We start from the raw sequence: 25,001 nt of genomic DNA, 5'->3' as shown, positions 1-25,001 counted from the left end.
TCGTGTTAACAGCGGTCAGCGGCCCGCGATCGGTTGTGGCCACTGTAGGTAATCGTGGGGCGTATCGATATCGGCCAACAGACCTCCGTCGGCGAGCGGAATGCACCGGGCATCGCACTGCCGCACGAAGGTGTTCAGTCCAAACTCCCGTGGCAGGTCGTCAAAGGCCGCCACCAGGCTCCATGGCAACAGCACCGGATGACCGCGCTCGCCGTTCACCTGCGGTACCAGCACTCGGGGCGCCCTTGGATCGTATTCCGTCAGCAAGCGATCGATGGCCGCGGCTGAGAGTCCCGGCATGTCGGCCGGCGCCACCAGCCACGCGTCACTCGGTTGCGGGCGGTGCCGCTCCAGGATTGAACGCAGGCCAAGCTGCAAGGTGTCGCGCATCGTGCGGGGCGACTCGCTGGTTGCCAGCACTCGCAACTGCTCGCGGCCTCCGGCCTCGTCACGGCACTGCTCGGCGAGTTCTAGTTGCTCTCGCCGCACGACAACCACCACTTCGTCCACATGGCTCCCACACCAGGCATCCAGCACCCAGTCAATCAGCGGCCGCCCGGCAACCTCGGCCAACAGCTTCGGCCACCCCATCCGGCGACTGCGACCGGCGGCTGGAATCACGGCGAAGTAGCGGCATCGAGGCATGCGGAACGGCGGAAAAGAGGGCAATTTCGGCAGCTCGACCCCAAGCCGCCGTACGCTCAGCATACCAAACTCCGGGCCCCACCACGCGAACCCAACCCCCGCAACGAGCGTCATGCATGCAGAGGGCCCCAAAACACCCCGGCACCCCTAGCCCGACCACAACCCCACCCGCTACAATGCCGAGTCTCACCCAGCTCCCTTAGCTCAATCGGCAGAGCAACTGACTCTTAATCAGTAGGTTCAAGGTTCGAGTCCTTGAGGGAGCACTTTCGCACTCAGTCGCAACGTCAAGTCCAGCATCGCCTAAGTCCGCAATCTGTAAGGGCTTGGGCGTTTTCTTTTGCGCGTCGCCGGTATCGCGGTCATCGCATGCCCTCGCACCGCTTTGCACCCTTTCGCGTGCTGACTGCTGCGCCAGCTGCTGCGCGCTTTCGGGATGTTCGGTGGGCAGGTCATCGGTTCCGGTGGCTCGCAGGGCCTCTGGTGGCAGATCATCTCCCGCATCGCTCAACATAGAATGCAGCCGAGCCACAGCGTCTGCCTCTTGGCCGGGAAATAGATGGCCGTAAGTGTCCATGGTCAGCGTGATCGTCTGGTGTCGCATGACAGATTGAACCACCTTGGCATGCGCGCCGGTCATCGCCAACCAGGCGCCGCAGGTGTGCCGCAGCGAGTGGAAATCGAGGGTCTCACCATCATGGTTGTCAACTGCCAAGAAGTCGCTCTCTTCCCGCTTGGCGTACTCCTGTGGATCGTCCTTTGCTTCCTTCAGCCATACCCTTCTAGCCTCGGCCAAGTCGTCCCTGAGCATCCGGGCGAGGTTCGATTCGTGCGGCAGGTTGAATACCGGGGCTTTGGGAGCTTTGGTCGCAATATGGGTCTTCAAGCTCGCAGCCAGATCGTCCTGGATATAGAGACGGGCGTCCTTCCGATTCTTGGTCGAACCGGCTTTGCAAGTGATATAAGGCGGAGCCGCATCGAAGTACAATCTACCTCGAGTGAGGCTGCGTAGCTCGCTGGAACGCAAACCGGTTTGGATGGCGGTGCGGTACAACAGGAGTCGCTCATCACCGGTCATGCCGTAGCGGTTGGGACCGTTTTGGGTGGCTCGCTCGATTCGATGCCACTCCTCGGGCAATAGCATCCGGCGTTCTCGCCGCCGGTCGGCCTTGGGGTTTGGCTTCTTGATCGATGATAGCGGGTCCCTCGGCAGCTTGTGGTGTGACGATAGCCAGCGAGTGAATCCCTTGATTGCAGTTAAGTAAGCCTGAATAGTTCGCGCGGACTTCTCCTGGTCCTGGAGTGTGCTCGCGAAACGGATGACGGCGTCAGCGTGGATAGCAGCCACGTTGTGGAATTCACCCGACTCGGCGATCTCTCGGATGTACTTCAACGTTTCGCGGATGTACTGATCGGTACGTCCGGCCGCCTGCAGTTTCGACTTGTAGTCGGCCAGATGCGCCTCGATTGTCCGCTGGGATTCCTTGCTGATCGCATCGAGTGTCGGATCGATGACGCCATCGCGGCGCAGGGCTGCTTCGGCTTCGTGCTTTCGGGCAATCCGCTCGGCCGTTGCCTTGTCGGTTGTTCGCGTGCATTTCGACCGCCGCTTGCCCGTGTGGTCGTACCACTGGGCGTACCAGTAGCCTTTCGCTCGGCTGCCACCACGTTTGAATACACTCGCCATGAAATCACCTCGAATGGTCTTGAAAGTCTTCCTACATTATCACAGATCGCACTGAATCGCGCAAGTTCGCATGGTCTCGCATATTGGGCTGCATGGCGGGCCAGAGTGCTGATGCTCAAGGTACTCGCACCCAGGTCGATGTGGGTCTTTTGGATCGACTCGGGTTCGGTGCAACACCGGCTTGTCACCATGCGGTTGCCTAGATCCTCTGACGCCGCAATTCATTGCACAGCGCTGATTCACAGCGGATGGTCTCTGCTCGGGGAGTGCCGTTTTGTTGCGTGATATTGCGGCGACTCTGCACGTTGGACGGCGGCCCGTCGGCACGCGGTAACCAGTTCACCGGGGAGTTCACCGGTAGTCTCCAAATGGTCGAGCGCCGATTGCCAGGCGATGGCCAGCTCGACGTCTGGCGACTGGAGTACCGCCAGGATAGTCTGCTTGTGCCGCCGCAGAGCTTCCACCAACTCGGGCGTCAGGCTCGATTGAGGGTTGTAGCGAAGTTTGTCGTCGGCAGCTTCGATGCGTACGCCTCGCTGGGATAGTTCGACGATTAACTGGCTGACGGTCATAGCTCTCCCCATTCGTCGTCTTGCTCAGAGTTGTCGGTAGCGTTGACGTTGACAGAACCATTGCTTTCCCCGGGATTGGGCGAGGTTGTGTCAACGTCGGTGACACCGTTCAGGACGAACACGCGAGTTGGGCGACCTCCTTTGCCAGATGGGGGTTGGAGGCTCCAGCTTCCCCGTCCGGCGTCTACCAGCTTCTGCAGTGCCGCTTCAGCTTCGTCCGCCCGCTCCCACTTCCGCGACGACCGCATCAGGTCCCTGGGCGTGGCTCGACCTCCCTTGCGATGTACCAATTCCTCCAATTCCCGAACGTCCTGTTCTTCCAGGGTCTCGTGGAATAGGGCGTAGACTCGCTTGGCTTCGTTACCAAACCACTCGGTCAGCGTAATGGCCGATCGAAGGGCCCGCTCCTCCACGACCTTGGAACTGCCCGAGTCCGTGGCCGACAAGCAAAGCTGGAAAATCAACGCAAACCGTGCAGTGTACGCTTCAAGCTTCGCCCAGGCGGAAGCAAGGTCCTCGTTCAGGTCGGCCATCTCGGCCCGATGCTGATTGTAGAACTGAACCCACCGGTCCTTGGCTTCCGGCGATAGGTCGATCGGAAAGGGGATGTCATTACCGTCTGCATCGGCTGCCGGCTCGAGGGAGAGTAGATGGTCAAACACCGCCCCCATTGAGGATTCGGTCGCTTCGTCAATCTCGCCTTCAGTCCACCGGACAGGTTTCGGTTCCGGCTTGGCGAGTAGCAATCGTGCGCACAGCCCATCCTGACGGTGCTCACGTCCGATGGCTGAAAGTAGAATACCTGGCTGGATTCCACCCACGATGCTCACAGCCGCTCGTGGTACATGAATCAGCTGCTTCAGGCCAGTCTTGCGGTCCACCGTCAGTGGGGCCGCAGAGTACATCGACAACCAATGACCGGCGTCACTCCCCTTACCGCCCTTGTACTCCCCCATACCATTTAGCCACCCCGCTAGTTCATCCCGAATGACGATTAGCCCATCGAATTGCTCGGAAAGCCGAACGGCCAACGCCTCGATGGTGATGTCGGTCGTTAGATACCGGAGGCACTTGGGTGGCTCTGGTTCCCAGGGTGGGGGCTCGTGCGGTTTCTTCGATCGTTTCCATTCGGTGTACTGCTTGTCATACCGTGCCTTATCTTCATCGTATCGTGTCATGGCATCGCGATACTTGGTGACGGCTTGCTCCTGTTTCTTTTCCAGGAATGTCACGGCCGCCTTCATGGCGGGTGATTTATGAGTACCGCTCTTGCCGACGATGGCTGCCCAGATGATCGCGGATTCGGTCCACTTGCGCTTGATGCGGATCACGCGTGCGTTACCGATCGCACGTGCCAAGCAGGCAAGTAGCGGCAGCGCGACAAATGACGGATCGCAGCCGATCGCCGTAGCCGCGGCTGACACGTAGTCGCCTACCACCGGCGGGAGCGCGTCGATCGGAAACGGCAGGTACCGCAGGACGTCGGGGGGCTCTGCTGGCGGCAGCTCAGCCTCTGCGGGCTCACCCTGGATGTGACGTAAGATCGCCTCCTTGTGAGGCGCCAGCTTGTCCAACCAGTGTTCCTTGCCTGCCGGTACGCCGACCTTGAGCTCATCCTGTACGACGCGCAGTCGAACCCCGTCGGCCTCTGCTTCCTTCAAGAGCTTCACAATGTCCACTGCGTGACCTCCCCTTCGACTTGGGGCGCCAGGTGATGCTCGAAAGCATCAAGTCCATTTAAGAGGGCCAATTCGTGCTCGCGGCGCAGCAGGTCGCTTGGCCGTACCACGCGAAATTTGTCGGCCGCGCGGCAGTTGATGGGTAGGTGCAGCTCGCGGTAACGCGGGGACAGCGTCAGGTCGAGGTACTCTTCAGCGAGCACCTCGCCCGAGACAGTGCCCGTGTAAGGAACCATCTCGATTCGGACGTCGACGTGCCGCTCGGCGAAGACTTCGATCCAGCCATCAGCGTGGATAAGAACGAGAACAGAGTGCCGTTCAGGCTGTGCTAAAGCACATTTTCCTTGTATACTCATAGCAGTGATAAACCAATACTTGGGGTGAGCGCCCGGCCCAAATGGGGCGGGCGTTTGCTATTGGGTGAACTAACAGAGCAGCCAGTGCTCGGGGGCGATCGGAGCAGTGACAAACCTTGCCCCAGAAACACCGGCTACGTGACCTGGCAAACTTAAGAAGGCGTGTCTTGCGTTGCCTGCTCGATGAACTTGCGGACGCTGGCCGCCGGGTATCGCACCAAGCGTCCGATACGGACGTGGGCGATCTCCCCGGACTGCTTTAAAGCCCACAGCTTTCGGGCAGAAATGCGAAGGACCTTGGCTGCTTCATCGGGGGTAAGCAGGTGGTCGGCCAGCTCGTCGGCAGGATTGCGGGTAGGGAATGGCATAGAATTGACTCCTGGGGTAGTGGGTAGAAGATGCGAGACTTTGCTCGCAACACCCGGAGTCTATTCACGCTGTGCTCTTGGTCGACCGGTAACCAAAGCCAGTTACCGGTAGGTTACCGGAAAAGTTACCCCTTTTCTGAATCTTCAGTTTTAAGAGACTGCCCTTTTAGAGTTTCTGCCCAGTAGTACACAGCAGTGGAAGTGGCGTTGTCCTTTCGCCAATATCGCCCCGACTTATCCACCCCGAAGAGTCCGTCCTCTGTCTTCATTGCCCCATTCGTGAGAGCATTCCGCATAGCCTTAAGGGATTCGACAGTCGCCTCTTTCCGCATTCGTCGGTCGGTCGCCCTAATCCAGGCATCAGACCTTGTGTCAAGCTTTGGTGTGTCTATCTCGAGTTGCTCTACCGTCAAAGGTACGGCTGGCGTTGTGGACGGGGCCTCTATTTCTTCGGTGCGCACAGCATCTACAGGGGCTCGAGCCGCCGTCGGTCGCTGCCTCTCTTCGTATCCCTCGCGTAGCTGCCGAAGGGCCGGCGCTAACAGTTCGTGAACCTGTTGCACGGTATCAACTGTCAACTCCCTTCGGAGTGCAGCATCGACATCGGATACCAGCGAAGACGGTAGCCCCAAAGACTGAGAAAGTCGCACCAAGCGGTATACAGCTTCCTCACGCCTAATGCTGGGTAGGTGGTGGGTGATGCTTTCGCGGCTATAGTTTCCAACAGCTTCCGCCTGATCGCGAATTTCGCTTCCCACCCACTCGATAAAGCTGAGATTTCCACTCGGGCTGTTGGGATGCTTCTCCGTTTTGGTTAGTACGTGATGCACTTTTTTTGCATCGTCCCCTTCCATTTCGCAGAGCGCAGCCCAAAACTCCGAGTAGCTCATCGTGTCGGCAGGTGCTTTATCGACCATTTGAGCTTTTATCAAACGCTCCCGCTGTTGATCTATCCACTCTGGCCCCCACACCCCGCCGTGAGCATCACAATAGGCACGCAGGTGGTCCTCTCCATAATCTTTCAGGTATTGCCAAACCCGAGTGTGGGACCGCTTGATGGACTCACCAAGGGCTACCCTCGATGACTCGAACATCCACTCCTGGAGCTTCGGCAATGCCTCAGTTTCGAAGTGGCGCAGGTCGTCGTTTACACCACGTAGCACGTCCACCGCTGTCGGTTCAGCCCTGATGCGGCGCTGGATGCCCATCATCGCGTTGGAGCATTTACGCCATGCGTCGACCACTTCACGGCGATAGTCGTCACAAGCCTCGGGGCTTGGTATCGGCGTACTCTTCACGCGGTGATCTTCGACTTCCTGCAGGTGCTCCATAGCCGGAAAACAGAACTTCTGGTGCAAGTCAAGCAACAATTCGTGTAGGGCGACGAGTGCCTCAATTGCGGCTGGATCCAGATCCGCCATCAGAAATCACCACTTTCCGCCAGGGGGCCGGCTGGCTGGATGGCAGTGGTGGCTCCTCCCAGCTCAGCCGGCCTGTGCGGTCGCGACTCCGCGGACCCGGCAAACACCGCCGGCGGACCCTGGGTTGGATGGTGCCAGGTGCCCAGGCAACCGATCGGCGGCAATTCAATTGTCCATTCGCGGTCGGTACGAGCGCACCGACCCCTACCCATGTGCACCATCTCCTAGGCCGGGATTTATTTGACGCCCGGCTCGCCGCGAATTGTTATGGACAAGTGTACCCCCGTCCGTGGCAAGCTGTCCAACGCGTTGGTCCTTCGCGTTCCGTAGCGACTTGTCGACCTCGCCGCTGACGTTGACACAACCCCCGCCAACCGCGGCCCACAGCCAGTTCTGTCAACGTCAACGCACCGCCGAGTTTCCCGGAGTCCACCATTCCCAGTCCGCAGGGTTTACCAGCCCGGCGTGCCGCTCGGTGCGATCCGCTGCGGCCCGAGTACCCAAGATGCGTCGTCCCGCATTATACTGGTGGGCTAACTCCCGAGGATCGGGGGCTTTTCCGTCAAATCGCAAGCAATGAGGTGCGTGCTGGATGATCACGGGCGCTATTAAGTCGCAGGTCGATAAGCTGTGGGACGCTTTCTGGAGCGGCGGGATCTCCAACGGGCTGACGGTGATCGAGCAGATCACTTACCTGCTGTTCGCCCGCCGGCTCGACGAGCTGCACACCGCCAAGGAGGCTCAGGCCAACCTGCTCGGGCAGCCGATTGAGGACCCCATCTTCAATAAGCGGCAGCAGCGTCTTCGCTGGTCGAGGTTCAAGGACCTCGAGGCGAAGGAGATGTACGAGCTGTTTCGCGACGAGGTGTTTCCGTTCATCAAGCAGATCGGTGGCAACGCGGACGACCCCAATGCCACGGCCTACGCCCGGTTCATGAAGGATGCCGTGTTCGTGATCCCCACGCCGTCGCTGCTGGAGCGAGTGGTCACGATGATCTCCGACATCCCGATGGACGATCGCGACACCAAGGGCGATCTGTACGAGTACCTGCTCAGCCACCTGCAGCATCAGGGCCGCAATGGCCAGTTCCGCACGCCGCGGCACGTGATCCGCATGATGGTCGAGATGATGGCCCCCACGCCCACCGATGTGATCGCCGACCCCGCGTGCGGCACGTGCGGCTTTCTGGTGGCCGCGGGCGAGTACCTCCGCGACACGCATCCCAAAATGCTGGTCGACAAGCGTCAGCGGTCGCACTTTCAGCAGGGCATGTTCCACGGGGCCGACTTCGACGCCAGTATGCTGCGGATCGGGGCGATGAACATGGTGCTGCATGGCATCGACCGGCCCGACATTCGCGACGTCGACTCGCTGTCGACCGACGGCGGCGAAGTCCGCGACCGCTACACGGTGGTGCTGGCCAACCCGCCGTTCAAGGGCTCGCTGAACTACGACGAGGTGGCCAAGGACCTGCTGCAGGTGGGCAAGACCAAGAAGACCGAGCTGTTGTTCGTGGCCCTGTTCCTCCAGCAGCTGAAGGTTGGCGGGCGGTGTGCGGCCATCGTGCCCGACGGGGTGCTGTTCGGCAGCAGCAAGGCCCACCGCGACATCCGCCAGGAGCTGGTCGAGGGGCAAAAGCTCGACGGGGTGGTCTCGATGCCCAGCGGTGTGTTCAAACCGTACGCGGGGGTGTCGACCGCGGTGCTGCTGTTTACCAAGACCAACTCGGGCGGCACCGACCACGTCTGGTTCTACGACATGGCGGCCGACGGTTTTAGCCTGGACGATAAACGCGATCCAGTGGACGCCAACGACATCCCGGACTGCATCAAACGCTGGCAAAAGCGCAGTGCCAAAAAGGACACCGACCGCACGGCCAAGGCGTTCATGGTGCCGGCGCAGGAAATCATCGACAACAAGTACGACCTCTCGATCAACCGCTACAAGGAGATCGAATACGAGGAAGTGGAGTACGATCCGCCGGAAGTGATCCTCGATGAGCTCGAGAAACTGGAGGCCGAGATTGCGGGGGACCTGAAGGAGTTGCGGGGGATGCTGTCGTGAGCGTGGAATCTGTGGAACTAGGAGAGCTCTGCACGCTCAAGAATGGCAAAGCATACAAGGAGTCGGACTGGGCCACGGATGGGCATCCCATTATCCGCATTCAAAATCTAAACAACGCGGATAAGCCGTTCAACTACTGGCCCAATGGGTTGGATGGACAAGTTGAAGTGCATCCAGGAGATGTTCTTCTCGCATGGTCCGGTACTCCTGGCACTTCCTTTGGAGCGCACCTATGGCAGGGGCGGGTGGGAGTATTGAATCAACATATTTTCAGGGTCGACCTCGATCGCACAAGAATATCCAAACGCTGGGCTGTGCTCGCGATTAATAAGCAACTAGACCGTTTGATCGACAGTGCCCACGGAGGAGTTGGTCTAAAGCATGTAACCCGAGGTGTAGTAGCTGGCTTAGAGATTCCCCTCCCACCCCTCGCCGAGCAGAAGCGGATCGCGGCGATTTTGGACAAGGCGGACGCGGTGCGGCGGAAGCGCCAGCGGGCCATCCAGCTGGCGGACGAGTTTCTCAAGTCGGCGTTCTTGGAGATGTTTGGGGATCCGGTGACGAATCCGAAGGGGTGGGAGGTCGTAAAGCTTGAGGAGATCGCAGCAGTCAATCGAGGAAAGTTCACACCGCGTCCCCGAAACGACCCGCGTTTTTACGGAGGTGTGTATCCATTCATTCAGACCGGCGAATTGGCAAGGACTGACGGCACACTGCACAGCTATTCTCAGACTTTAAACGAAGAGGGCATCAAGGTTAGCCGAAAGTTCAGGAAGGGCACGATTGCAATTGCTATCGCCGCAAATATTGGCGACACGGCCATTCTTGGGTTTGATGCGTACGCAACAGATAGCGTCGTTGGCATTGAAGTCAACGAAGAGAACGCGCGCAAGGAGTTCATCGAGTACTGGTTGCGTTTTCAACAGGATGTTCTGAAGGCAAAAGCACCAGAAACAGCACAAAAGAACATCAATCTCGCAGTTTTGCGACCACTCCCCACGATCTTGCCGCCGATGGTATTACAATCCGCTTTCGCGGAAGTATATTGCCGAACTGAACAGTCGCACGACAGCCACGAAATGGCACTTAAGGCTTCCACCGACCTCTTCAACTCCCTCGTCCAACGCGCCTTTCGGGGCGAGCTGTAACGCTACAAGCATGCCATGTCGAAACACAGCTTTGTCCCGAACAAACCAATCCCGCTGCCACTGGGCGGCGAAGCCCTGAAAAGCTACGGCGATCGCCTGCTCTGGCATCAACTGGGCCTGCAGTTACACGACCACCACCATGCGATGCTGACCGAGCAAGAGTACATCGACGTGGTGACCGGATTCTACCCCGAAGCGGTCCGGCACAACGTGGAGCTCTACCGCAGCTACTTCAACAACAAACACGAGTCGATGGGCTTCCGCAGCACAGAGATGCCGGTGCACGTGGAGTTCGCCAAAGGATCAAAATAGTAGTCAACGCAAGGGTAGCTGTCGTGTCCGCACAGAATTACGCGGTTAATCAACATCTGGTCGAAACGCTGCTGAGTTGGGTCTAGTCGGGGGAGTAACAAGTCATTGGAAACTGCAGGGCTCTGTCGATGACCGATGTGCCGCACCAAAGCGATTCAAAGGTCCAGCGAGAGCTGGAGACGCTGCTGGTGCAGGCTGCGGGCAAGCATACCAGCACGACGCTGGAGCCCAAGGTGCTGGAGCTCGATGGAGCCACGGTCAACCTTGATGGATACGCAGTCGACGAATCAAACGAGCGAATCGTCCTGGCCGAGGCGTACGCCCGAACCGAAAAGCTAAAGCCCGGCAACAAACGCAAGGTACTCACCGATGTGCTAAAGTTGCTGTACGTTCGCGACGCACTGGCCGAAATGCATCCAGGCTGGGAGGTGCGATTGTATCTGGTGCTATCCAGTGAGCTGGTGGCCGCCGAGTTTCGCGGCAAGTCGTGGGCCGCCAAGGCGCTCCGGCGATTCGGCGTTTTGGTGTTAGTGCATGAGTTCTCGGCGGAGGAGCTCAAGAGACTTGCAACTGCCGTTGCGGCACAACGCGAGGGTATGCGAGGATAGAGCGACCATCCAAGGGGGCCATCATGCCATCCAATTTCGACTTCCTCACCGACCAATGGGCGCCGCTGCACGAGGACGCGGTGCACACCGAGCTCAACGCCCTGGTTGCCCCCAGGACCAGTGCGTTCTATGCCCGGCGGACTATGGAGCTGGCGGTCAAATGGATGTACGCCCACGACAGTGGGCTGCACGTGCCGTACCAGGACTCGCTGGCGGCGCTGATCCATGAGCCGACGTTCAAGAACACCATGCCGCCCGGGTTGTGGCAGCAGGTGCGGATGATCTGGAAGCTGGGCAACATGGCCGTGCACAGCGAAACGGCCATCAACCAGCAGGATGGTTTACAGGTCACGCGGTGCCTGCATGCGATGCTGGGCTGGGTAGCCAAGGCGTATAGCAAGGGCAGTGTCCAGGCGCCCGCGTTCGATGCCAGCTTGCTCCCCACGCCTGGCGACCAACAAGCGGCCGACAGGACCTCCGAGCAGCTAACGAAGCTCGAAGGCCAGCTTGCCGAGAAGGATAAGGCATACTTCGAGTCGCTCAAGAAGCTGGCAGCCACCGAGGAACTGCTCGCCGAGATGAAGGCCGAGATCCAGAAGATCAAGGCCGAGAACGCCAAAACGATTGCCGACACGGACTATACCGAGGCGGCCACCCGCGATCTGTTCATCGACTTGATGCTCCGCGAGGCGGGTTGGGATCCGCACGGCGAGAATGTCGGGGAGTACGAAGTCGCCGGCATGCCCAACAAGCAGAAAAAGGGGTTTGTCGATTACGTGTTGTGGGGCGACGACGGCCTGCCGCTGGCGCTGGTGGAGGCCAAGAAGACCAAGAAAGACCCCAAGGTGGGCAAACGACAGGCGGAGCTCTACGCTGACTGCCTGGAGGAGAAGTTCGATCGCCGGCCGGTGATCTTCTACACCAGCGGATATGAGACCTGGTTGTGGGACGACGCGATGTACCCTCCCCGCGAAGTGCAGGGCTTCTACACCAAGGACGAGCTGCAGCTGATGATTAACCGGCGCGACAGCCGCAAGGACATCGCCGGCGCCACGACCGACAAGTCGATTATCGACCGCTACTACCACGAGGAAGCGGTGCGACGAGTGATGCACGCCTTTGACGAGGAGCGGTCGCGCAAGGCCCTGGTAGTGATGGCCACCGGCACCGGCAAAACACGGCTGTCGATCGCCATGGTCGACATCTTGATGCGACAGAACTGGGTCCGCCGGGTGTTGTTCCTGGCCGACCGCACCGCCCTACTGCGGCAAGCCCGCAATGCGTTCAAGAAGTGCCTGCCAAACACCTCGACGGTGAACCTGAGCGAGGAGAAGGAGAACGACCAGAGCCGGATTGTCTTCAGCACGTACCCGACGATGATGAACTCGATTGACGACGCCAGAAGCGACGGCGAGAAACGCTTCGGCGTTGGTCACTTCGATTTGATCATCATCGACGAAGCCCACCGCAGCGTTTATCAGAAGTTTGGCGCGATATTCGACTACTTCGACGCGATGCTGCTGGGTCTCACAGCAACGCCGAAAAGCGATGTGGACCATAACACTTACGAGTTGTTCGACCTGGAGGAGCACGTCCCCACCTACGCCTATGAGCTCGAGCAGGCAGTCAACGATGAGTACTTGGTGCCACCGAAGGCGATCAGTGTGCCCCTGAAGTTCCAGCGATCGGGCATCAAGTACAACGAACTCAGCACGGAGGAGAAAGACCAATACGAAGAGAAATTCTTCGACGAAGACACTGGCGAACTGCCCAACGCCATCCAGGCTGCTGCGCTCAACGCCTGGCTGTTCAACAAGGACACGGTGAACAAGGTGCTCAAGCACCTGATGGAGAACGGCTTGAAGGTTGAGGGCGGCGACCGGCTCGGCAAGACAATCATCTTCGCCAAGAACCACAAACATGCGGAGTTCATTGTCGAGCAGTTCGATAAGAACTATCCCAAGTTGGCCGGCAAGTTCTGCCGGGTGATCGACAACCAGGTGAATTACGCCCAAAGCCTGATTGACGACTTTTACATCGCTGACAAGGCGCCTTTCATCGCCGTATCGGTCGACATGCTGGACACCGGCATCGACGTGCCCGAGATCGTGAACCTGGTGTTCTTCAAACTGGTCCGCTCGAAGACCAAATTCTGGCAAATGATCGGCCGCGGCACCCGCTTGTACCCCGAACTGTTTGGTCCCAACTCGGACAAGGAGTTCTTCTACGTATTCGACTACTGCGAGAACTTCGAGTTCTTCGGTGAGCGGCCCGAAGGCGTCGAACTCCACGCCCAAGAATCGCTAAAAGCCAAGAACTTCAAGCGGCGAGTCTCCCTGGTTGAGCTAATGGAGAAATCCAGCAAGAGCGATGATCTGGGGGCTGATTTGGTGGATTTGCGATCCGATTACCAGGATCAACTGCACGAGATCGTTCAGAGCATGGACGTCGAGAACTTCATTGTTCGGCCAAAGCGACGGTATGTGGAGAAGTTCCAGGTCAGAGAGAACTGGAACGAACTCTCGAGCGAAGACATCGTGGACCTTGTACACGGCGTCGCCGACTTGCCCTACGAGGATGCGTCCGACGAGTTCGCCCGCCGATTCGATTTGCTGATCTTCAACCTGGAACTGTCGATCCTCGAGGCCGATCCACTGCTCACCCGGTACCAAGACAAAGTGCGTGAACTAGCTGGCGGACTGGAGCAGAAGCAGGCAGTGCCCATGGTCGCCGCCCAGATGGAACTGATTCTGGAAGTCCAGACAGACGACTTTTGGGAGTTTGTCACACTGCCGATGCTGGAGAACGTCCGCAAGCGGCTGCGGGACCTGATTAAGTTTATCGACAAGCGAGGTCGCGAAGACGTCTACTCGAATTTCGAGGATGAGATTGGTGAAGGCGAAGAAGCCGCCTTCCTGATCCAGAGAGATGCCAATCTGAAGAACTACCGACTGAAGGTCGAGAAGTTCATCCGCGACCACGAGATGCACGTCACAATCCACAAGCTGAAACGAAACCAGCCCATCACCACCGCGGACATCGATGCCCTGGAAGAGATTCTGTTCTCCGAGTCCGGCCCCGGCAGCCGCGAAGACTACGAAGAGACCTACGGCACCGAGCAGCCGCTGGGAAAGCTGGTCCGCCAAATCATGGGACTCGATCAGAACGCCGCCAAGGAGGCCTTCGCTGAGTTCCTGTCGAGCGCCGTCTACTCAGCCGACCAAATCACCTTCATCAACCGCATCGTGGAGCACCTGGTGCACAACGGGCTGATGGAACCAAAACAGCTGTTCGAGCCACCGTTTACCGATATGCACGACCAGGGCGTTGTGGGCGTGCTGGGTGACGATGCTGGACGCGTGGTGGCGGTGATTGAGGGGATTAATGGAAATGCGGAAGTGGCGTGAGCTCCAGCTAAGGAGCAGTATTTTCGTGTTGTGAAACGAGCACACTGTGCATGGTTCCGCTCGACACACCTGTGAACGCTGCGGGAGACCTAGGAGCTACCATCAAGCGTGAACCCGCCGCCTGTGTCGCAGGTCATTGCTTCAATAGCTTCAGCCAGAAACGGGTGGCAAGACCTGCGAAATGAACGAGAAGATCTGCATCTACTGTAAGGAACCCTTCGACCCATCCCGCGGGGAAGGAGACCATGTTCTTCCAATCGCTTTGTTTGGTGAATTTGCTGGGGATGTGCGATTCCGCGGTTGCTGCACTGCGTGTAACAACTCGTTCGGTGTTTACGAGCAAATACTCATGCAGGCTACGTCCCTGGGTTATTTAAGGCAGTTCGCGCCAGTTCGACGACGTGGCCGCTCTCCTGGCACTCGCCAACGAGGGGCTAAGGGCAGTAAAGCACCTCAACACACCGTTCGGGCATTTGGCTACGGGCAACTTGTGAGTCCGTTGACCGACCCGAGACAGGTGCAGCCGAAAGATCAGATTACTATTTGTGACGAAGCTGGAATCGAGCACCATGTCCAATTGTTTGAGGGAATGACCGCCGGGCAGTTAAAAGCCAGAATCCGAAAACTTGGAATTGGCAATGTATCTAGCGTATTTTGTTCAGTGACCGAGCGATTGGCCGAAGTATTCCGCCGTCTCGTAAAGGAGGTGTTTCCCACGCTTACTTACAAAGCTCTCCCTGATACCGAAGTCGGCAAGTCGACGGTACCCGGCCGCATCTCATTCGAGTTTTCAGCTGATGCAGATCGAGCGATTGGCAAGATGGCATTCCACTATTATCTGACACACAATCAGCGCGGCTACGATGGCAGCGAGCGCGAGTTTTCGGCAATTCGCCAATATCTCCGCCATGGTGGCAACCCTGATTCGTTCTTTGGTCAGCCTGGCCCTGAGTTTCGGATGCCATTCGGGGAAGATGCATCAGGCGTAGTATGGACTCCCAGCAACTGGTGCCACGTGCTGCTCGCTTATGAAGTTGAAAAGCAGATTGTGGTGTACATGCGACTTTTTGCTGGTCCAGATCACATCGGCGAGGAGTATCAGGTAACACTTGGCTCTATTGCCGGCAAGCTTATTTTGCCATCGGGTATCTGGGGGCATGCCTATCTACGCGACGATAGTCGGGCAGATCGGTACGATGGACACGTCGAAGCGGTCGAACCCGAGCGACTTGCGTAGCACCTATGCGGTCCGTGAATCCGGTATTGGAACCCACTGACTCGTATCCCGGTTGCGGCTCGATCCCAGCCAGCACAGTGTCGGTGAGCTCACCCCGCTAGTTGGGAGCGATAAGCCGATTAGTATCGACAGGCTTCTCATCGTGTTCAACTGCTGCGCCCTGAGCTGCGCAGTTCTGGGAATCGCATTTTTCATCGACGTTTTGCGAGGTCACGGATTGACTGTTCATCAGTGGGTTCAAATTTCGATTTCTTGAGCACTGACAAGGGTCGCCGAGGGCAATTCGGTCCGAAGGACGAAAAGCCAGACCTCCACGATGCCCTACCGCACGGGATGACCGCAGGGGATGTCATCTGGACGGGTGACGCCCCAAGACTGTGGTGACGATTAGCACCAAGTGAAGCGATCACCGTCTCACTGTCCTCTCTCGAAGCCGAAAGGAATAGACAGTAGCGTTGCTGAACTCGAATCTCAGTCGGTACATACCGGCATCGGTAGGTACATCTAAAACTGACATCTCACCAGTAGTAGATTTGGTCAGGCGGCACTGAGCGATTTTGTTTCCTGCCGCGTCAATCGCGGCCACTTCGACAAAACCACTTGGCGAAACGTCCGCGTTTAAAGCAAGCAATCGGCCCGTCGTTCGAATTGGCGTGGTTGTTACGATCGCCGGTTTCTGTTCTGACACCTGCGTGTATCCGGCGAATCCATCGGGTCTGAGTGTCGCCAGGTTCAACGACCCGCACCGCCATCCGAAATGCAACCCGTCGCTGCCACCGTAGTAGATGCGGATTTCATCCTCGCGAATCACGGGAGTCGCGGCCGCGTAAACGCAGCCCCAGTCATAATCTCCCTCCCTATCAGAATTTGGGATCAGCGGTACACCGGGACAGATGCGATGCCATTGCTTTGTATCAGGACTCCAAGCTAATTCGGTCCAGACACGATCCTGCTGTTGGTCGTGAATCATGAGCAAGCCCAAATAGACGCCACCATGATAGAAGGTGGGCATCGCATAGGTTTGCAAGTTATGGTCATTTCCGTGCAGCACGACTTCGGCAGGCGACCAATGGATGAAGTCGTCCGATTCGGTGCGTGCGACGAGTCGCCCGAACTCGGCGTTTTTCTCTCGCGTGATGCCAACATACTTGCTGAGCGTGGGGGCCCAGAATGAGTTGTTGTGGGTATCTCCCCGCGCACCAATTTCAGGGCAGTCGACATAGTCGCTCCAATGCAAGCCATCGGCAGAAAATGCGACGGATATCTCATCTAGTTTAAAGAACTGTTTAAAGAGATGGTCAGGGCTGCTGGAGTGAGGGTCTCGAAAGACACCAACGCCATGAGGGCCTCGGGCGATGATATTGTTCTCTTTACTGCCCTTATATTCAACGAGGCCGAGTAACGGCTTCTCCCAGACAAGGCCATCTTTCGAGATGGCGTAGCATAGACCCGATTGCCGGTCGCTTGGCGGCCGATAGGGCGTCTGGCGATCCTGCTGCGATTTGCTGCGCGCCGAATGATCGACTATGAAAGGTCCATACCAGCATCGATAGTGGCCGACGTCTCGGTCGAATAGGACATTCGCGTAGAGGTTGTCGAATCGCTTCTCCCAGGGACGATCTTCGACCATCAGAGGATTGGCTGGGTGCTTCGTGACGTGGCCGAGCGTCAGTTGTGCATTTTCGACTCGCTTCACGATCCGATCGTCCAATAGCAAAGAGTGGCCGCGCTGCGAGTGGCTCTCGTTCGCAGCAGTGTTCTGCGAGAGTAGAACTACAAAGGCCAATAATCCTGTTCCGGCCAACAGTCGTGACAAGTCGGCAACGAAGAGTCGGTTCACGGCGAATCTTTCTAGCCAAAGTAGGCTGTTGTCAATCAGCGGTGATGGTGGATTCCTCAACGTCGATTAGGCGCTGGGCTTCGCGCTGCAATGTGTCTAAAGTGACTTGTATTTGCCAGCTTGCGTTCTCGTGTACAAGTCCCACTCTTAGATCGTGGGCTTCAGACAGTAGCCGTTGAGCTTGAAAGCTATGCCCGAGCTGGTGACGGTTCATGGCAAGAAAATAGTCGATGCACGCCAACACATACCGGTCGGTGCTGTCGGAGGCTCCATTGTACTTGGACCGCAGTGTAGTGAGAGTGTCGTTCGCATCGTCGTAACGTCCCAGGCGATGTTGCATGGCGCCTAGCAGCATGATTTCCCAGTTACCCCTTTCAAAGTTTCGCTGCTCTTTGATCTGCTTCGCGAGATCGTTAACCAGCGCGTCAAACCCCATCGTCGTGTCCGGGATCAATGCGCCAAGCCAGGCGGTTTGAAAACGTTTCGAGTCGACTTCATCGTCACCAATGGCTTTGGCTAGATCCGCGTGCAACTCGCGAAAGCGTTCCATATCCCGCCCTCCCAGCAAAGCGTAGGCGTGGCAACGAGCCGCCATCAATCCTCGCTCGATCTGCGTCGGTGTCGCCGCGGAAAACTCCCTTGCTGCTGCGTCGAAATCACCCAATTCGGCGAACGCCTGTCCGCGGAGCAGCCGATAGTCGAGCGTCTGGGGCGCAGTTTCCACAACTTTTCGCAGGTAGTCTTCGCGTTGGCTTTCTTCCAATGTATCGGCACGCGAGTAGTACTCCCGCGCCAGTTCGCTATGACGACTCCCGCCCTTGGCAAACTCCTGGCCACGCGACGAATCCCAGACTTGTATGCGGCCGCTCTGATTGGCAACTGCCAGTCGCCTTCCATTGGGGCTCCAGGCAACGAGCGAGCAGGGTCCACCGGACGTGCGCAGCCTCAACAACTCGTAACCCTGTTTCGGTTCCAGGATTTTTACAGCGCCGTCCGCTGCGGCGGTGGCTATCCGCTCCCCACTACGATGCCAATCGAGTGCCAGGATTGGCGCGTCGTGAGCCTTGCTCAGTACGGCATCCGTTTGCCCACCGACACTGATGATTTCGATCAACCCTTCGGTAGTACCTTGTGCCAGGTATCTTCCATCGGGGCTCCAATTCAACGCCCGGATGTTACCGCCGTGTCTGGGACGATCACCAAATGGGCGTTTGAGTATCCGTCGACCGGTAGAGGTATCGAAGATGTGAATGTGTGATGACCAGAACACGTTTCCGTTGTCACCAGGATCGCCATGAGCGACGATGGCTATTTTCGAGCCATCGGGCGACCACGCGGGACCAAAAAGGAAGTCATTATTGTCAGCTCGACTATCCCGATACCGCTCCCAATGCGCGATCGTCTCTTCGGTATCGACATTCCAAATGTCCAAAGCCAAACGATCCTCGGAACGAGTAATCAGCGCGAGTTTCTTGTTGTCCAGCGACCAGGCATACCGAATCGGTTCGAGTGTACCACTCGATTTCCAAACGGCATGAATCGCGCCCGATCGCGTAACGACGTTGAGGGTGTTCCGTGGCGTAGCAGAAGGAATGTACGCGCGAAAACGGTTGTCGTAGCTAAACGTTCCAATATCTTGACCATCTTCGGCAGGCAAGCCGTTGGATTCCAGTTGTTTGCCGTCGTCGACCGACCAGAGGCTTGTCTCCCCGTCCTTGTGGGCGGTCGTTTGCAGTGTGCTGCCGGGGCTCGCCCAGGCAATTCGTGCCAGGCGACTTCCCGTCTCGATGGGTGGGGGCTGCGGCGGTTGGGTCAAATCCCAAACGCGAAGCTCGCGACGATCATCCGTCGTCACCAATCGATTGCCATCGGGGCTCCAAGCCACCGAGTTGACGACGCCCACATGGCCACTTAGCGTTTGCAGTTTTTCGCTACCGGAAGCATCCCAAATGCTAACGGTCGACCGGTTGCCAATTGCCAGGCGATTGTCGGTAGGATTCCACGCGACGTCACTCTGCTCGCTAAGCGACAAATCTTCGAATCGATGGGGTTGTTCAGCCGTTTTCTTCCAACCGTCGCCACGGCTGAGCACGTACCAGCGAGCGGATGTATTCACCGCCAGTCGCTTACCATTGGGATTCCATGACAAGCGCATGCGATTGGGGTAATCGTCTTCAGTCGTATGCAAGACTTCCTCACCACTCTCGACGTCCCAGATGTAAAGGTGGTGTCGCGCCCCTGCCGCCAGCAGTTTGCCATCAGGGCTCCAGGCCGTATCCGTCACGTGCGCGTCAACGGAATACCTGCGAACAATCTCGCCCGTGAATGGATCCCAGATGCGGATCGTATCATCTAGTGACCCCGAAGCGAGCCTCGTTCCGTCATGATTGAAATCGAGTGCCCACACGCTCGCACCATTGTTCTCCCGAAGCTCGCGAAGCTCGTCGGTCTGCCGGTCCCATAAATAGATGCCCCCATCATCAGAACTCTGACCCCAAGCCAAAGTCTGGCTATCTGGACTCCAAGCATTCGCTTCCCAGAGATTAAAAGAGGGCGTGAAAGCGCGCACGCACTCGCCCGTATCGGGCTTCCAAATCATGCCGGCCGTAGCAATTAGCTCGCCATCGGGGCTCCAAGAGGCGAATACCAGTTTCGCCGGGTTGAAGAGCCGCATGACTTCGGGATGGCAGTGCGAAAAAAGATAGTACCACTCCCAGTTCCGACGATCCAACTCGGAACCTACCGGTAAGTGTCGTGTCAGTTTTTGCTGCAAGCGGGGGAGATTCCCTTCGGCTAGATCCGTTTGGCCGGAGACGATCTCCGCGTAATACTGTTGCAGGAGTGCTTCGTTACGTTGGTCGACTGCCGTGTTCCGCTCCATCTCGGCTCGCTCACGATCGGCGATCGCCGCCTGCCTCGACTCGCCAATCAACGCAGTGGCCCCCGCCAGGACGGCGGACAGACTCAACGCCGCGACCACCGCCGTCCATACGGCTCCCACATGCCTTCGCGTCCACTTACCCATCAATTGCAGCAATGTCGGCGGCTTTGCCTTGATCGGGCGGTCATCGAGGTACGCGCGCAAGTCGTCAGCCAACTCTTGCGCGGTATGGTACCGCTCATCGGGCTCCTTCGCCATCGCATTGAGAACGATCGTCTCCAACTCGGTCGGAATGTGACGATTCAGCTTGCGAAGCGGCGTTGGTTCCTCGAATGCGATCTGCCTCAATAGCTCGGAGCGATCGGTGCCGCCAAATGCAGGCTGCAGCGTTAGCAGTTCGTATAGAGTTGCCCCTAACGAATAGATGTCGGCGCGATGGTCGATTACCACTCGCGTACCGAGTGCCTGTTCGGGCGACATGTAGCGGAGAGTACCAATGAGATCCCCGGTCATCGTCAGTCCGGCGTCCGCTTCGATGCGAGCGAGTCCGAAGTCGGTAACGTAGAGCTTGCCATTGCCGTCAAGCAGCAAGTTGCCTGGCTTAATGTCGCGGTGCAACACACCTTGTTCGTGCGCATGCTGCAGCGCTTCAGCAACCTGAATCCCCATACGTGCGGCAGAATGACAACTCTCCACCTCTCGTCGGCTATCCCGCGCTGTACTCACTTGCGCTCGCGCAAGGCGTGTTGTGTCGGTGGCCGCCTTCACAGAGGTCGAGTCGATTGTTGGTGCGTCGGCTCGGGCCTCATCACCGTCATGTTGCAGATCCCGCCGCAATTGCAGGATCAGATTCGCCAAACTCTGACCGCAGACCAGCTGCATCGCATAGTAGTGAATTCCGCGCTCCTCTCCCACCGAATACACCGAAACAATGTGCGGATGGTCTAGGGCAGCAGCGGCGCGCACTTCGTTGCGAAATCGTTGCAGAGCGTTCTGCTGAGCGAGGGCCGCAAACGGCAATACCTTGAGGGCCACCCTCCGCCCCATGGAGATCTGCTCGGCTTCGTAGACGGTCCCCATTCCGCCCCGGCCTAGCTCCCCCAGTACGCGAAAGTCACCTAGCGTACCGTCAAGCGGAGAGCTGCCAGAGGAGGTAGCGTCTGAGCCCCCCAGCCAATCAGACGCTCTCCCCCAACTGGCCATTGCCAACATGGTAGGCATCAGCTCGCGAAGCCGCTCGGCGTGAAGTGGATGAGCGGCTATCAGTCCATCCAGCTCGATTTGCTCCCCCGCATCTAGCGATCGCGTGACCTGCTCCAACAGGTTGGCCAACGACTGATCGCCGCTAGGCGAGTAGTCACCTGTTCGTTTGCTATCTTGGAGTTGAAACCGCACGGTTACCCTTCCAGCTACGCGCTAGTGAGAACCTTTCGCAACCGTTCGAGAGCCCGCATGTGACGCATATTGACGGCCGCTTCGCTCATATGCAGCAGGGCACCGATTTCGTTCGAGGGCATTTGCTCAATATGCCGCATCAGCAGCACTTCGCGATCGGTAGCAGATAGGGCATCTATCGCAATCCGAACGCGTTGCATCAGTTCCTCACGCTCTACTGCACCACTAGGCGTACTGCTTGGACATACCAGACGTTTGGCAATCCCGGCTATGGAAGCATCGGATAAATCTGAACGCAATGTATGCTCACGTGCGACACTACGTTTTGCGGCGCGTAGATGTCGATCGTGTTCGTGTACAAGCTTCTCCCAAGCGATCTGCCGTAGCCAGGGATAAAAGGGCAGAGGTCTGCCGGCCAAGTATGCGTCTAGTTTATGGCTCGCGGTCACCAAAGTTTCTTGCACAATGTCTGAAGGATCGATTCTTGCCTGAATCCGTGGGTCCATTCGAGCTTGGACCATTTGTGATAGTCTCTGGCGATACCGATTGAGCAGTTTGTGCTTCGCCTCCACATCTCCATCGTGAGCGCGGCGAAGTAGTTCTTCAGTGTTGGGCGGTGAGGTCTGCATGGCGGCAAGAAATATAACACACACCCCATAACATACCTTCGAAAAACCTAGTGCATCTAACAGCCTTTTTATGTACTCGCCGAGGGTGGACAGAAATGCACGCATGCCACTGTGGACGCAACCCCTTATGGCAAAACTATTTACGGGGTCGGGCAGCAAAAGTTGCCATAGCATTGAGAAAGATCTGTTAGATAGGCCGCAGTTTTCGAAGGTTAGGGATAAAGGGTTGCCCATTGAGGGAGGGAATGCTGGCGTTGATTCAAGCAAGCACTTGATTGATGGTCGTTTGTTTGGGCAGATTGCTACATCGACGCGGGCGGTGGTCGCCCATTCGCAAACACGTCGAATGGTGCGCAGTCAATCCACCTAGAATCAAACGTCCACACGACTGCTGCGTAAACTCTCAGCGACTCCATCGTGGAAGACGGAGACTTGGCAAGCTCAGGTATCTCATCTTTATTCAATCTAATCTAAGTCGCAAAAAAGGGGTTGCAATTCTCTAGAGCTTTTGTGAGAACTTGAGACAAGCTCATGTCTTATCGAATTGGGGGGGACTTCACTTGAACACCTACGCGTTATTCTGACGCTCTGCGCGCTCTCGCCGGTGCGAGTATTGGCAAACACTCTTCGCAAAGTGCGCGGCTTTAACTAGACGCCGCTCTGGGAAAATGCATTCGGTGCGCATTAGTGGTTACGGTCAAGCCGCGTTGGATGACGCATGCTTTTCGACTAAGTACTATCTGTCTCGTAGTGCGCGCCAAATTCACAACGATCGAACTACCATCAATTAGATAAAATGGGAGATTATACATGGCCGATTCGACTTTAACCGATACCACCGCTGCACCGTCATCTACCACCAAATCCCCCGGAGAGGCACCGCCCGATCGCGATGCAATCAAGGTGAACGACCAGCAGGCTGACTTGTGCTACGCAAATTTCTGCCGAGTAACGGGCACCCCCGAGGAACTAATCCTCGACTTCGGCCTCAACAGCCAACCGTACGGCACGCCCACCGAGCCGATCGAAGTCAAGCAGCGACTCGTGGTCAATTACTTCACGGCGAAACGTATGTTGCAGGCCCTGGCCATGTCGATTCAGCGGCATGAGCAGGCATTTGGCGTGTTGGAGACCGATGTGCAGAAACGCGTGACCGCCAAGCCGGCTCCAGCTCGTGCTGCTAGCGCAGGTGGTTGACGCGGGCACCCCTTCTCCCCCAGCAGCTGCTTCTCAGATACCGGACGATTCACTCCGTACCGCTTTCTAGGCAAGGAAATCTACCATGGCCACGTTCAACAAGCTTCGCCGCGCAAAAGAGCAATACATCCGCAGGCAGCGACGAGCGAAAGCGAGAAATCGGCGGCTGAATGTGGAGGGTCTCGAAGATCGACGTGTGCTGGCGACGTTTGTCTGGGATGGTGGTGGCTTGGATTCAAATTGGACGACAGCAGACAACTGGGGGAGTAACGTAGCGCCATCGGTGAATGACGATCTGATCTTTCCAGCCGGTGCTGCCCAGTCGACAAACGTCAATGATTTTGCAGCGGGGACACAATTCGGTTCGATTCTTATCGATGGCAGCAACTACAATCTCAGCGGCAACCAGATTGTCCTTGATGGCGCTATCACGAATAACGGCCTATCAAATGAATTGGCTCTAGGCCTCCAGGTTGGATCGGCTTCGGGCGGTATCGCCAACGCCGTTGGTAGTACGTTCACCGTCTCGGGTGCGATTGACACGAACGGGCAAATGCTGCCCTTAAACTCTTCCTCGGGAACGCTGCTGGTAAGCGGAGCCATTGCCGGCAGCGGCAGCGTCACCACTGGCGGCAACAGTATGGTCGCCCTCTCGGGCGACAATACCTACACTGGCACGACCACCATCGGCGGTGGAACGCTCTCGGTCCGTCATGACAATGCGCTCGGGGCAGCCGACGGAACAGCGGCAACTGGCACCGTCGTGACCGCAAGCGGCTCCTATCTCCAACTGGAGAACAACGTCACTGTCGGCAACGAGCTGCTTACTTCGCCGTCGGGGACTTATTTTTACGTTCGAAACTATGGCAACAACACCTGGGAGGGTGATGTCGAGACCGGCTCGTATTTACGGCTCTTTGTACACTCTGGCAGTCTGGAGTTGGACGGCAACCTCGATACAAATAACAATAGTCTGCAGCTCTATTATGGCACAGCAGCTTTCAACGGGACGTTTGGCAACGTTGGGCAACTGTATACGTATTCTTCCGCCACGGCTGAGTTGAACGCAAATCTGACGACAAACTACAATTCGACAATCAACAGTGGCAGCACGTTGACAGGGACGGGTTCCCTGGTGTCGTCCTTTACTTCTTCGCCCGCGCAAATCTATGGCACGATTAATCCGGGCAGCGGGTCCACAACCGGCATCCTAACTTTGGACGATGTAGGATTCGAAAGTGCGTCCAATCCCCGACTTGCAGTCCAGCTCAACGGCACCACAGCCGGTAGCGGTCACGATCAGCTGAAGGTCAACGGCACAGTCGAGATCGCTGGCGAATTGGACGTAACGCTAGGATACTCGCCCGCTGTGGGCGATTCGTTCACCATTCTCGACAATGATGGCACGGATCCGATCGTCGGCACGTTCAACGGCCTGAGCGAGGGGGGTATTCTCGCAGTAGGCACGGATTATTTCTCGATCACCTATGAGGGCGGCGATGACGGCAACGACATTGTACTGACCAAAGTGCTGGCCGCCGAATGGGACGGCGG

17 protein-coding genes, 1 tRNA gene and 1 pseudogene are annotated in these 25,001 nt (G+C 57.5%); 9 read left to right on the top strand and 10 right to left on the bottom strand.

Annotated features, from left to right (window positions below; all coding sequences use genetic code 11):
• Positions 1 to 15 precede the first annotated feature (15 nt).
• Complete coding sequence (locus tag NG895_RS09525) at positions 16 to 645, bottom strand: nucleotidyltransferase family protein (RefSeq protein ID WP_252852252.1); 630 nt, start codon at positions 643 to 645, stop codon at positions 16 to 18.
• A 193-nt stretch (positions 646 to 838) separates the two neighbouring features.
• Between NG895_RS09525 and NG895_RS09520 the strand changes: the two genes are divergently transcribed.
• Positions 839 to 911: transfer RNA gene (locus NG895_RS09520), tRNA-Lys, on the top strand.
• A gap of 302 nt (positions 912 to 1,213) precedes the next feature.
• Here the strand turns inward: NG895_RS09520 and NG895_RS30860 are convergent.
• The 6 genes and pseudogenes from NG895_RS30860 to NG895_RS09495 all read right to left on the bottom strand — a co-directional run.
• Positions 1,214 to 2,332 (bottom strand): annotated as a pseudogene (locus NG895_RS30860) (tyrosine-type recombinase/integrase); the annotation flags it as partial.
• Between the two features lie 239 nt (positions 2,333 to 2,571).
• Positions 2,572 to 2,904, bottom strand: coding sequence for a TubC N-terminal docking domain-related protein (locus NG895_RS09515; RefSeq protein WP_252852251.1), 333 nt, complete (start codon positions 2,902 to 2,904; stop codon positions 2,572 to 2,574).
• A complete protein-coding gene (locus tag NG895_RS09510) occupies positions 2,901 to 4,583 on the bottom strand; it encodes a YfjI family protein (RefSeq protein WP_252852250.1) in 1,683 nt (560 codons plus the stop codon). The genes NG895_RS09515 and NG895_RS09510 overlap by 4 nt, the downstream gene beginning before the upstream one ends.
• On the bottom strand, positions 4,571 to 4,939 hold the full coding sequence (locus NG895_RS09505) for a hypothetical protein (RefSeq protein WP_252852249.1): 369 nt from the start codon (positions 4,937 to 4,939) through the stop codon (positions 4,571 to 4,573). Before NG895_RS09505 ends, NG895_RS09510 begins: the two co-directional genes overlap by 13 nt.
• Before the next feature lie 152 nt (positions 4,940 to 5,091).
• Positions 5,092 to 5,307 carry a helix-turn-helix domain-containing protein gene (locus tag NG895_RS09500; protein ID WP_252852248.1) on the bottom strand — a complete coding sequence of 72 codons (216 nt, stop codon included), beginning with the start codon at positions 5,305 to 5,307 and terminating at the stop codon, positions 5,092 to 5,094.
• 125 nt (positions 5,308 to 5,432) lie between these two features.
• A complete protein-coding gene (locus NG895_RS09495; protein ID WP_252852247.1) occupies positions 5,433 to 6,728 on the bottom strand; it encodes a hypothetical protein in 1,296 nt (431 codons plus the stop codon).
• Positions 6,729 to 7,320: 592 nt separating this feature from the next.
• Between NG895_RS09495 and NG895_RS09490 the strand changes: the two genes are divergently transcribed.
• The 6 genes from NG895_RS09490 to NG895_RS09465 all read left to right on the top strand — a co-directional run bounded on the left by NG895_RS09490 (position 7,321) and on the right by NG895_RS09465 (position 15,505).
• The gene (locus NG895_RS09490) at positions 7,321 to 8,793 is read left to right on the top strand and encodes a type I restriction-modification system subunit M (protein WP_252852246.1); all 1,473 of its coding nucleotides are present in this window, start codon (positions 7,321 to 7,323) and stop codon (positions 8,791 to 8,793) included.
• Positions 8,790 to 9,941 carry a restriction endonuclease subunit S gene (locus NG895_RS30565; protein WP_252852245.1) on the top strand — a complete coding sequence of 384 codons (1,152 nt, stop codon included), beginning with the start codon at positions 8,790 to 8,792 and terminating at the stop codon, positions 9,939 to 9,941. Before NG895_RS09490 ends, NG895_RS30565 begins: the two co-directional genes overlap by 4 nt.
• 15 nt (positions 9,942 to 9,956) lie before the next feature.
• The gene (locus NG895_RS09480) at positions 9,957 to 10,253 is read left to right on the top strand and encodes a hypothetical protein (RefSeq protein ID WP_252852244.1); all 297 of its coding nucleotides are present in this window, start codon (positions 9,957 to 9,959) and stop codon (positions 10,251 to 10,253) included.
• A gap of 128 nt (positions 10,254 to 10,381) precedes the next feature.
• Positions 10,382 to 10,861, top strand: a complete 480-nt coding sequence (locus tag NG895_RS09475; RefSeq protein WP_252852243.1) for a hypothetical protein — start codon at positions 10,382 to 10,384, stop codon at positions 10,859 to 10,861.
• 23 nt (positions 10,862 to 10,884) lie between these two features.
• Positions 10,885 to 14,268: a DEAD/DEAH box helicase family protein gene (locus NG895_RS09470; RefSeq protein WP_252852242.1), complete on the top strand. Its 3,384-nt coding sequence runs from the start codon at positions 10,885 to 10,887 to the stop codon at positions 14,266 to 14,268.
• Between the two features lie 181 nt (positions 14,269 to 14,449).
• On the top strand, positions 14,450 to 15,505 hold the full coding sequence (locus NG895_RS09465) for an HNH endonuclease (protein WP_252852241.1): 1,056 nt from the start codon (positions 14,450 to 14,452) through the stop codon (positions 15,503 to 15,505).
• Between the two features lie 406 nt (positions 15,506 to 15,911).
• Here NG895_RS09465 and NG895_RS09460 read toward each other — a convergent pair whose 3' ends face one another.
• The 3 genes from NG895_RS09460 to NG895_RS09450 are packed head-to-tail and all read right to left on the bottom strand — an operon-like array spanning position 15,912 to position 22,250.
• A complete protein-coding gene (locus NG895_RS09460; protein WP_252852240.1) occupies positions 15,912 to 17,345 on the bottom strand; it encodes a hypothetical protein in 1,434 nt (477 codons plus the stop codon).
• A 31-nt stretch (positions 17,346 to 17,376) separates the two neighbouring features.
• Positions 17,377 to 21,621 carry a WD40 repeat domain-containing serine/threonine protein kinase gene (locus NG895_RS09455; RefSeq protein WP_252852239.1) on the bottom strand — a complete coding sequence of 1,415 codons (4,245 nt, stop codon included), beginning with the start codon at positions 21,619 to 21,621 and terminating at the stop codon, positions 17,377 to 17,379.
• Between the two features lie 14 nt (positions 21,622 to 21,635).
• Positions 21,636 to 22,250 carry a sigma-70 family RNA polymerase sigma factor gene (locus NG895_RS09450; protein ID WP_252852238.1) on the bottom strand — a complete coding sequence of 205 codons (615 nt, stop codon included), beginning with the start codon at positions 22,248 to 22,250 and terminating at the stop codon, positions 21,636 to 21,638.
• Between the two features lie 810 nt (positions 22,251 to 23,060).
• Between NG895_RS09450 and NG895_RS09445 the strand changes: the two genes are divergently transcribed.
• Positions 23,061 to 23,447, top strand: coding sequence for a DUF3467 domain-containing protein (locus NG895_RS09445; RefSeq protein ID WP_252852237.1), 387 nt, complete (start codon positions 23,061 to 23,063; stop codon positions 23,445 to 23,447).
• 85 nt (positions 23,448 to 23,532) lie between these two features.
• Positions 23,533 to 25,001 (top strand): hypothetical protein (locus tag NG895_RS09440; protein ID WP_252852236.1); only part of this gene is annotated, 1,469 nt, incomplete at its 3' end.

It is taken from the genome of Aeoliella straminimaris, from assembly GCF_024054565.1.
Classification (GTDB): Bacteria; Planctomycetota; Planctomycetia; order Pirellulales; family Lacipirellulaceae; genus Aeoliella; species Aeoliella straminimaris.
Note: the sequence above shows the minus strand (reverse complement) of the source record. Positions and strands in the feature narration are given on the sequence as shown.

Coding starts and splice junctions, on each gene's coding strand:
- NG895_RS09465 (WP_252852241.1), top strand. CDS start 14,450: ATGAACGAGAAGATCTGCATCTACTGTAAGGAACCCTTCGACCCATCC.
- NG895_RS09525 (WP_252852252.1), bottom strand. CDS start 645: ATGCCTCGATGCCGCTACTTCGCCGTGATTCCAGCCGCCGGTCGCAGT.
- NG895_RS09490 (WP_252852246.1), top strand. CDS start 7,321: ATGATCACGGGCGCTATTAAGTCGCAGGTCGATAAGCTGTGGGACGCT.
- NG895_RS09500 (WP_252852248.1), bottom strand. CDS start 5,307: ATGCCATTCCCTACCCGCAATCCTGCCGACGAGCTGGCCGACCACCTG.
- NG895_RS09505 (WP_252852249.1), bottom strand. CDS start 4,939: ATGAGTATACAAGGAAAATGTGCTTTAGCACAGCCTGAACGGCACTCT.
- NG895_RS09450 (WP_252852238.1), bottom strand. CDS start 22,250: ATGCAGACCTCACCGCCCAACACTGAAGAACTACTTCGCCGCGCTCAC.
- NG895_RS09480 (WP_252852244.1), top strand. CDS start 9,957: ATGTCGAAACACAGCTTTGTCCCGAACAAACCAATCCCGCTGCCACTG.
- NG895_RS09515 (WP_252852251.1), bottom strand. CDS start 2,904: ATGACCGTCAGCCAGTTAATCGTCGAACTATCCCAGCGAGGCGTACGC.
- NG895_RS09475 (WP_252852243.1), top strand. CDS start 10,382: ATGACCGATGTGCCGCACCAAAGCGATTCAAAGGTCCAGCGAGAGCTG.
- NG895_RS09470 (WP_252852242.1), top strand. CDS start 10,885: ATGCCATCCAATTTCGACTTCCTCACCGACCAATGGGCGCCGCTGCAC.
- NG895_RS09495 (WP_252852247.1), bottom strand. CDS start 6,728: ATGGCGGATCTGGATCCAGCCGCAATTGAGGCACTCGTCGCCCTACAC.
- NG895_RS09445 (WP_252852237.1), top strand. CDS start 23,061: ATGGCCGATTCGACTTTAACCGATACCACCGCTGCACCGTCATCTACC.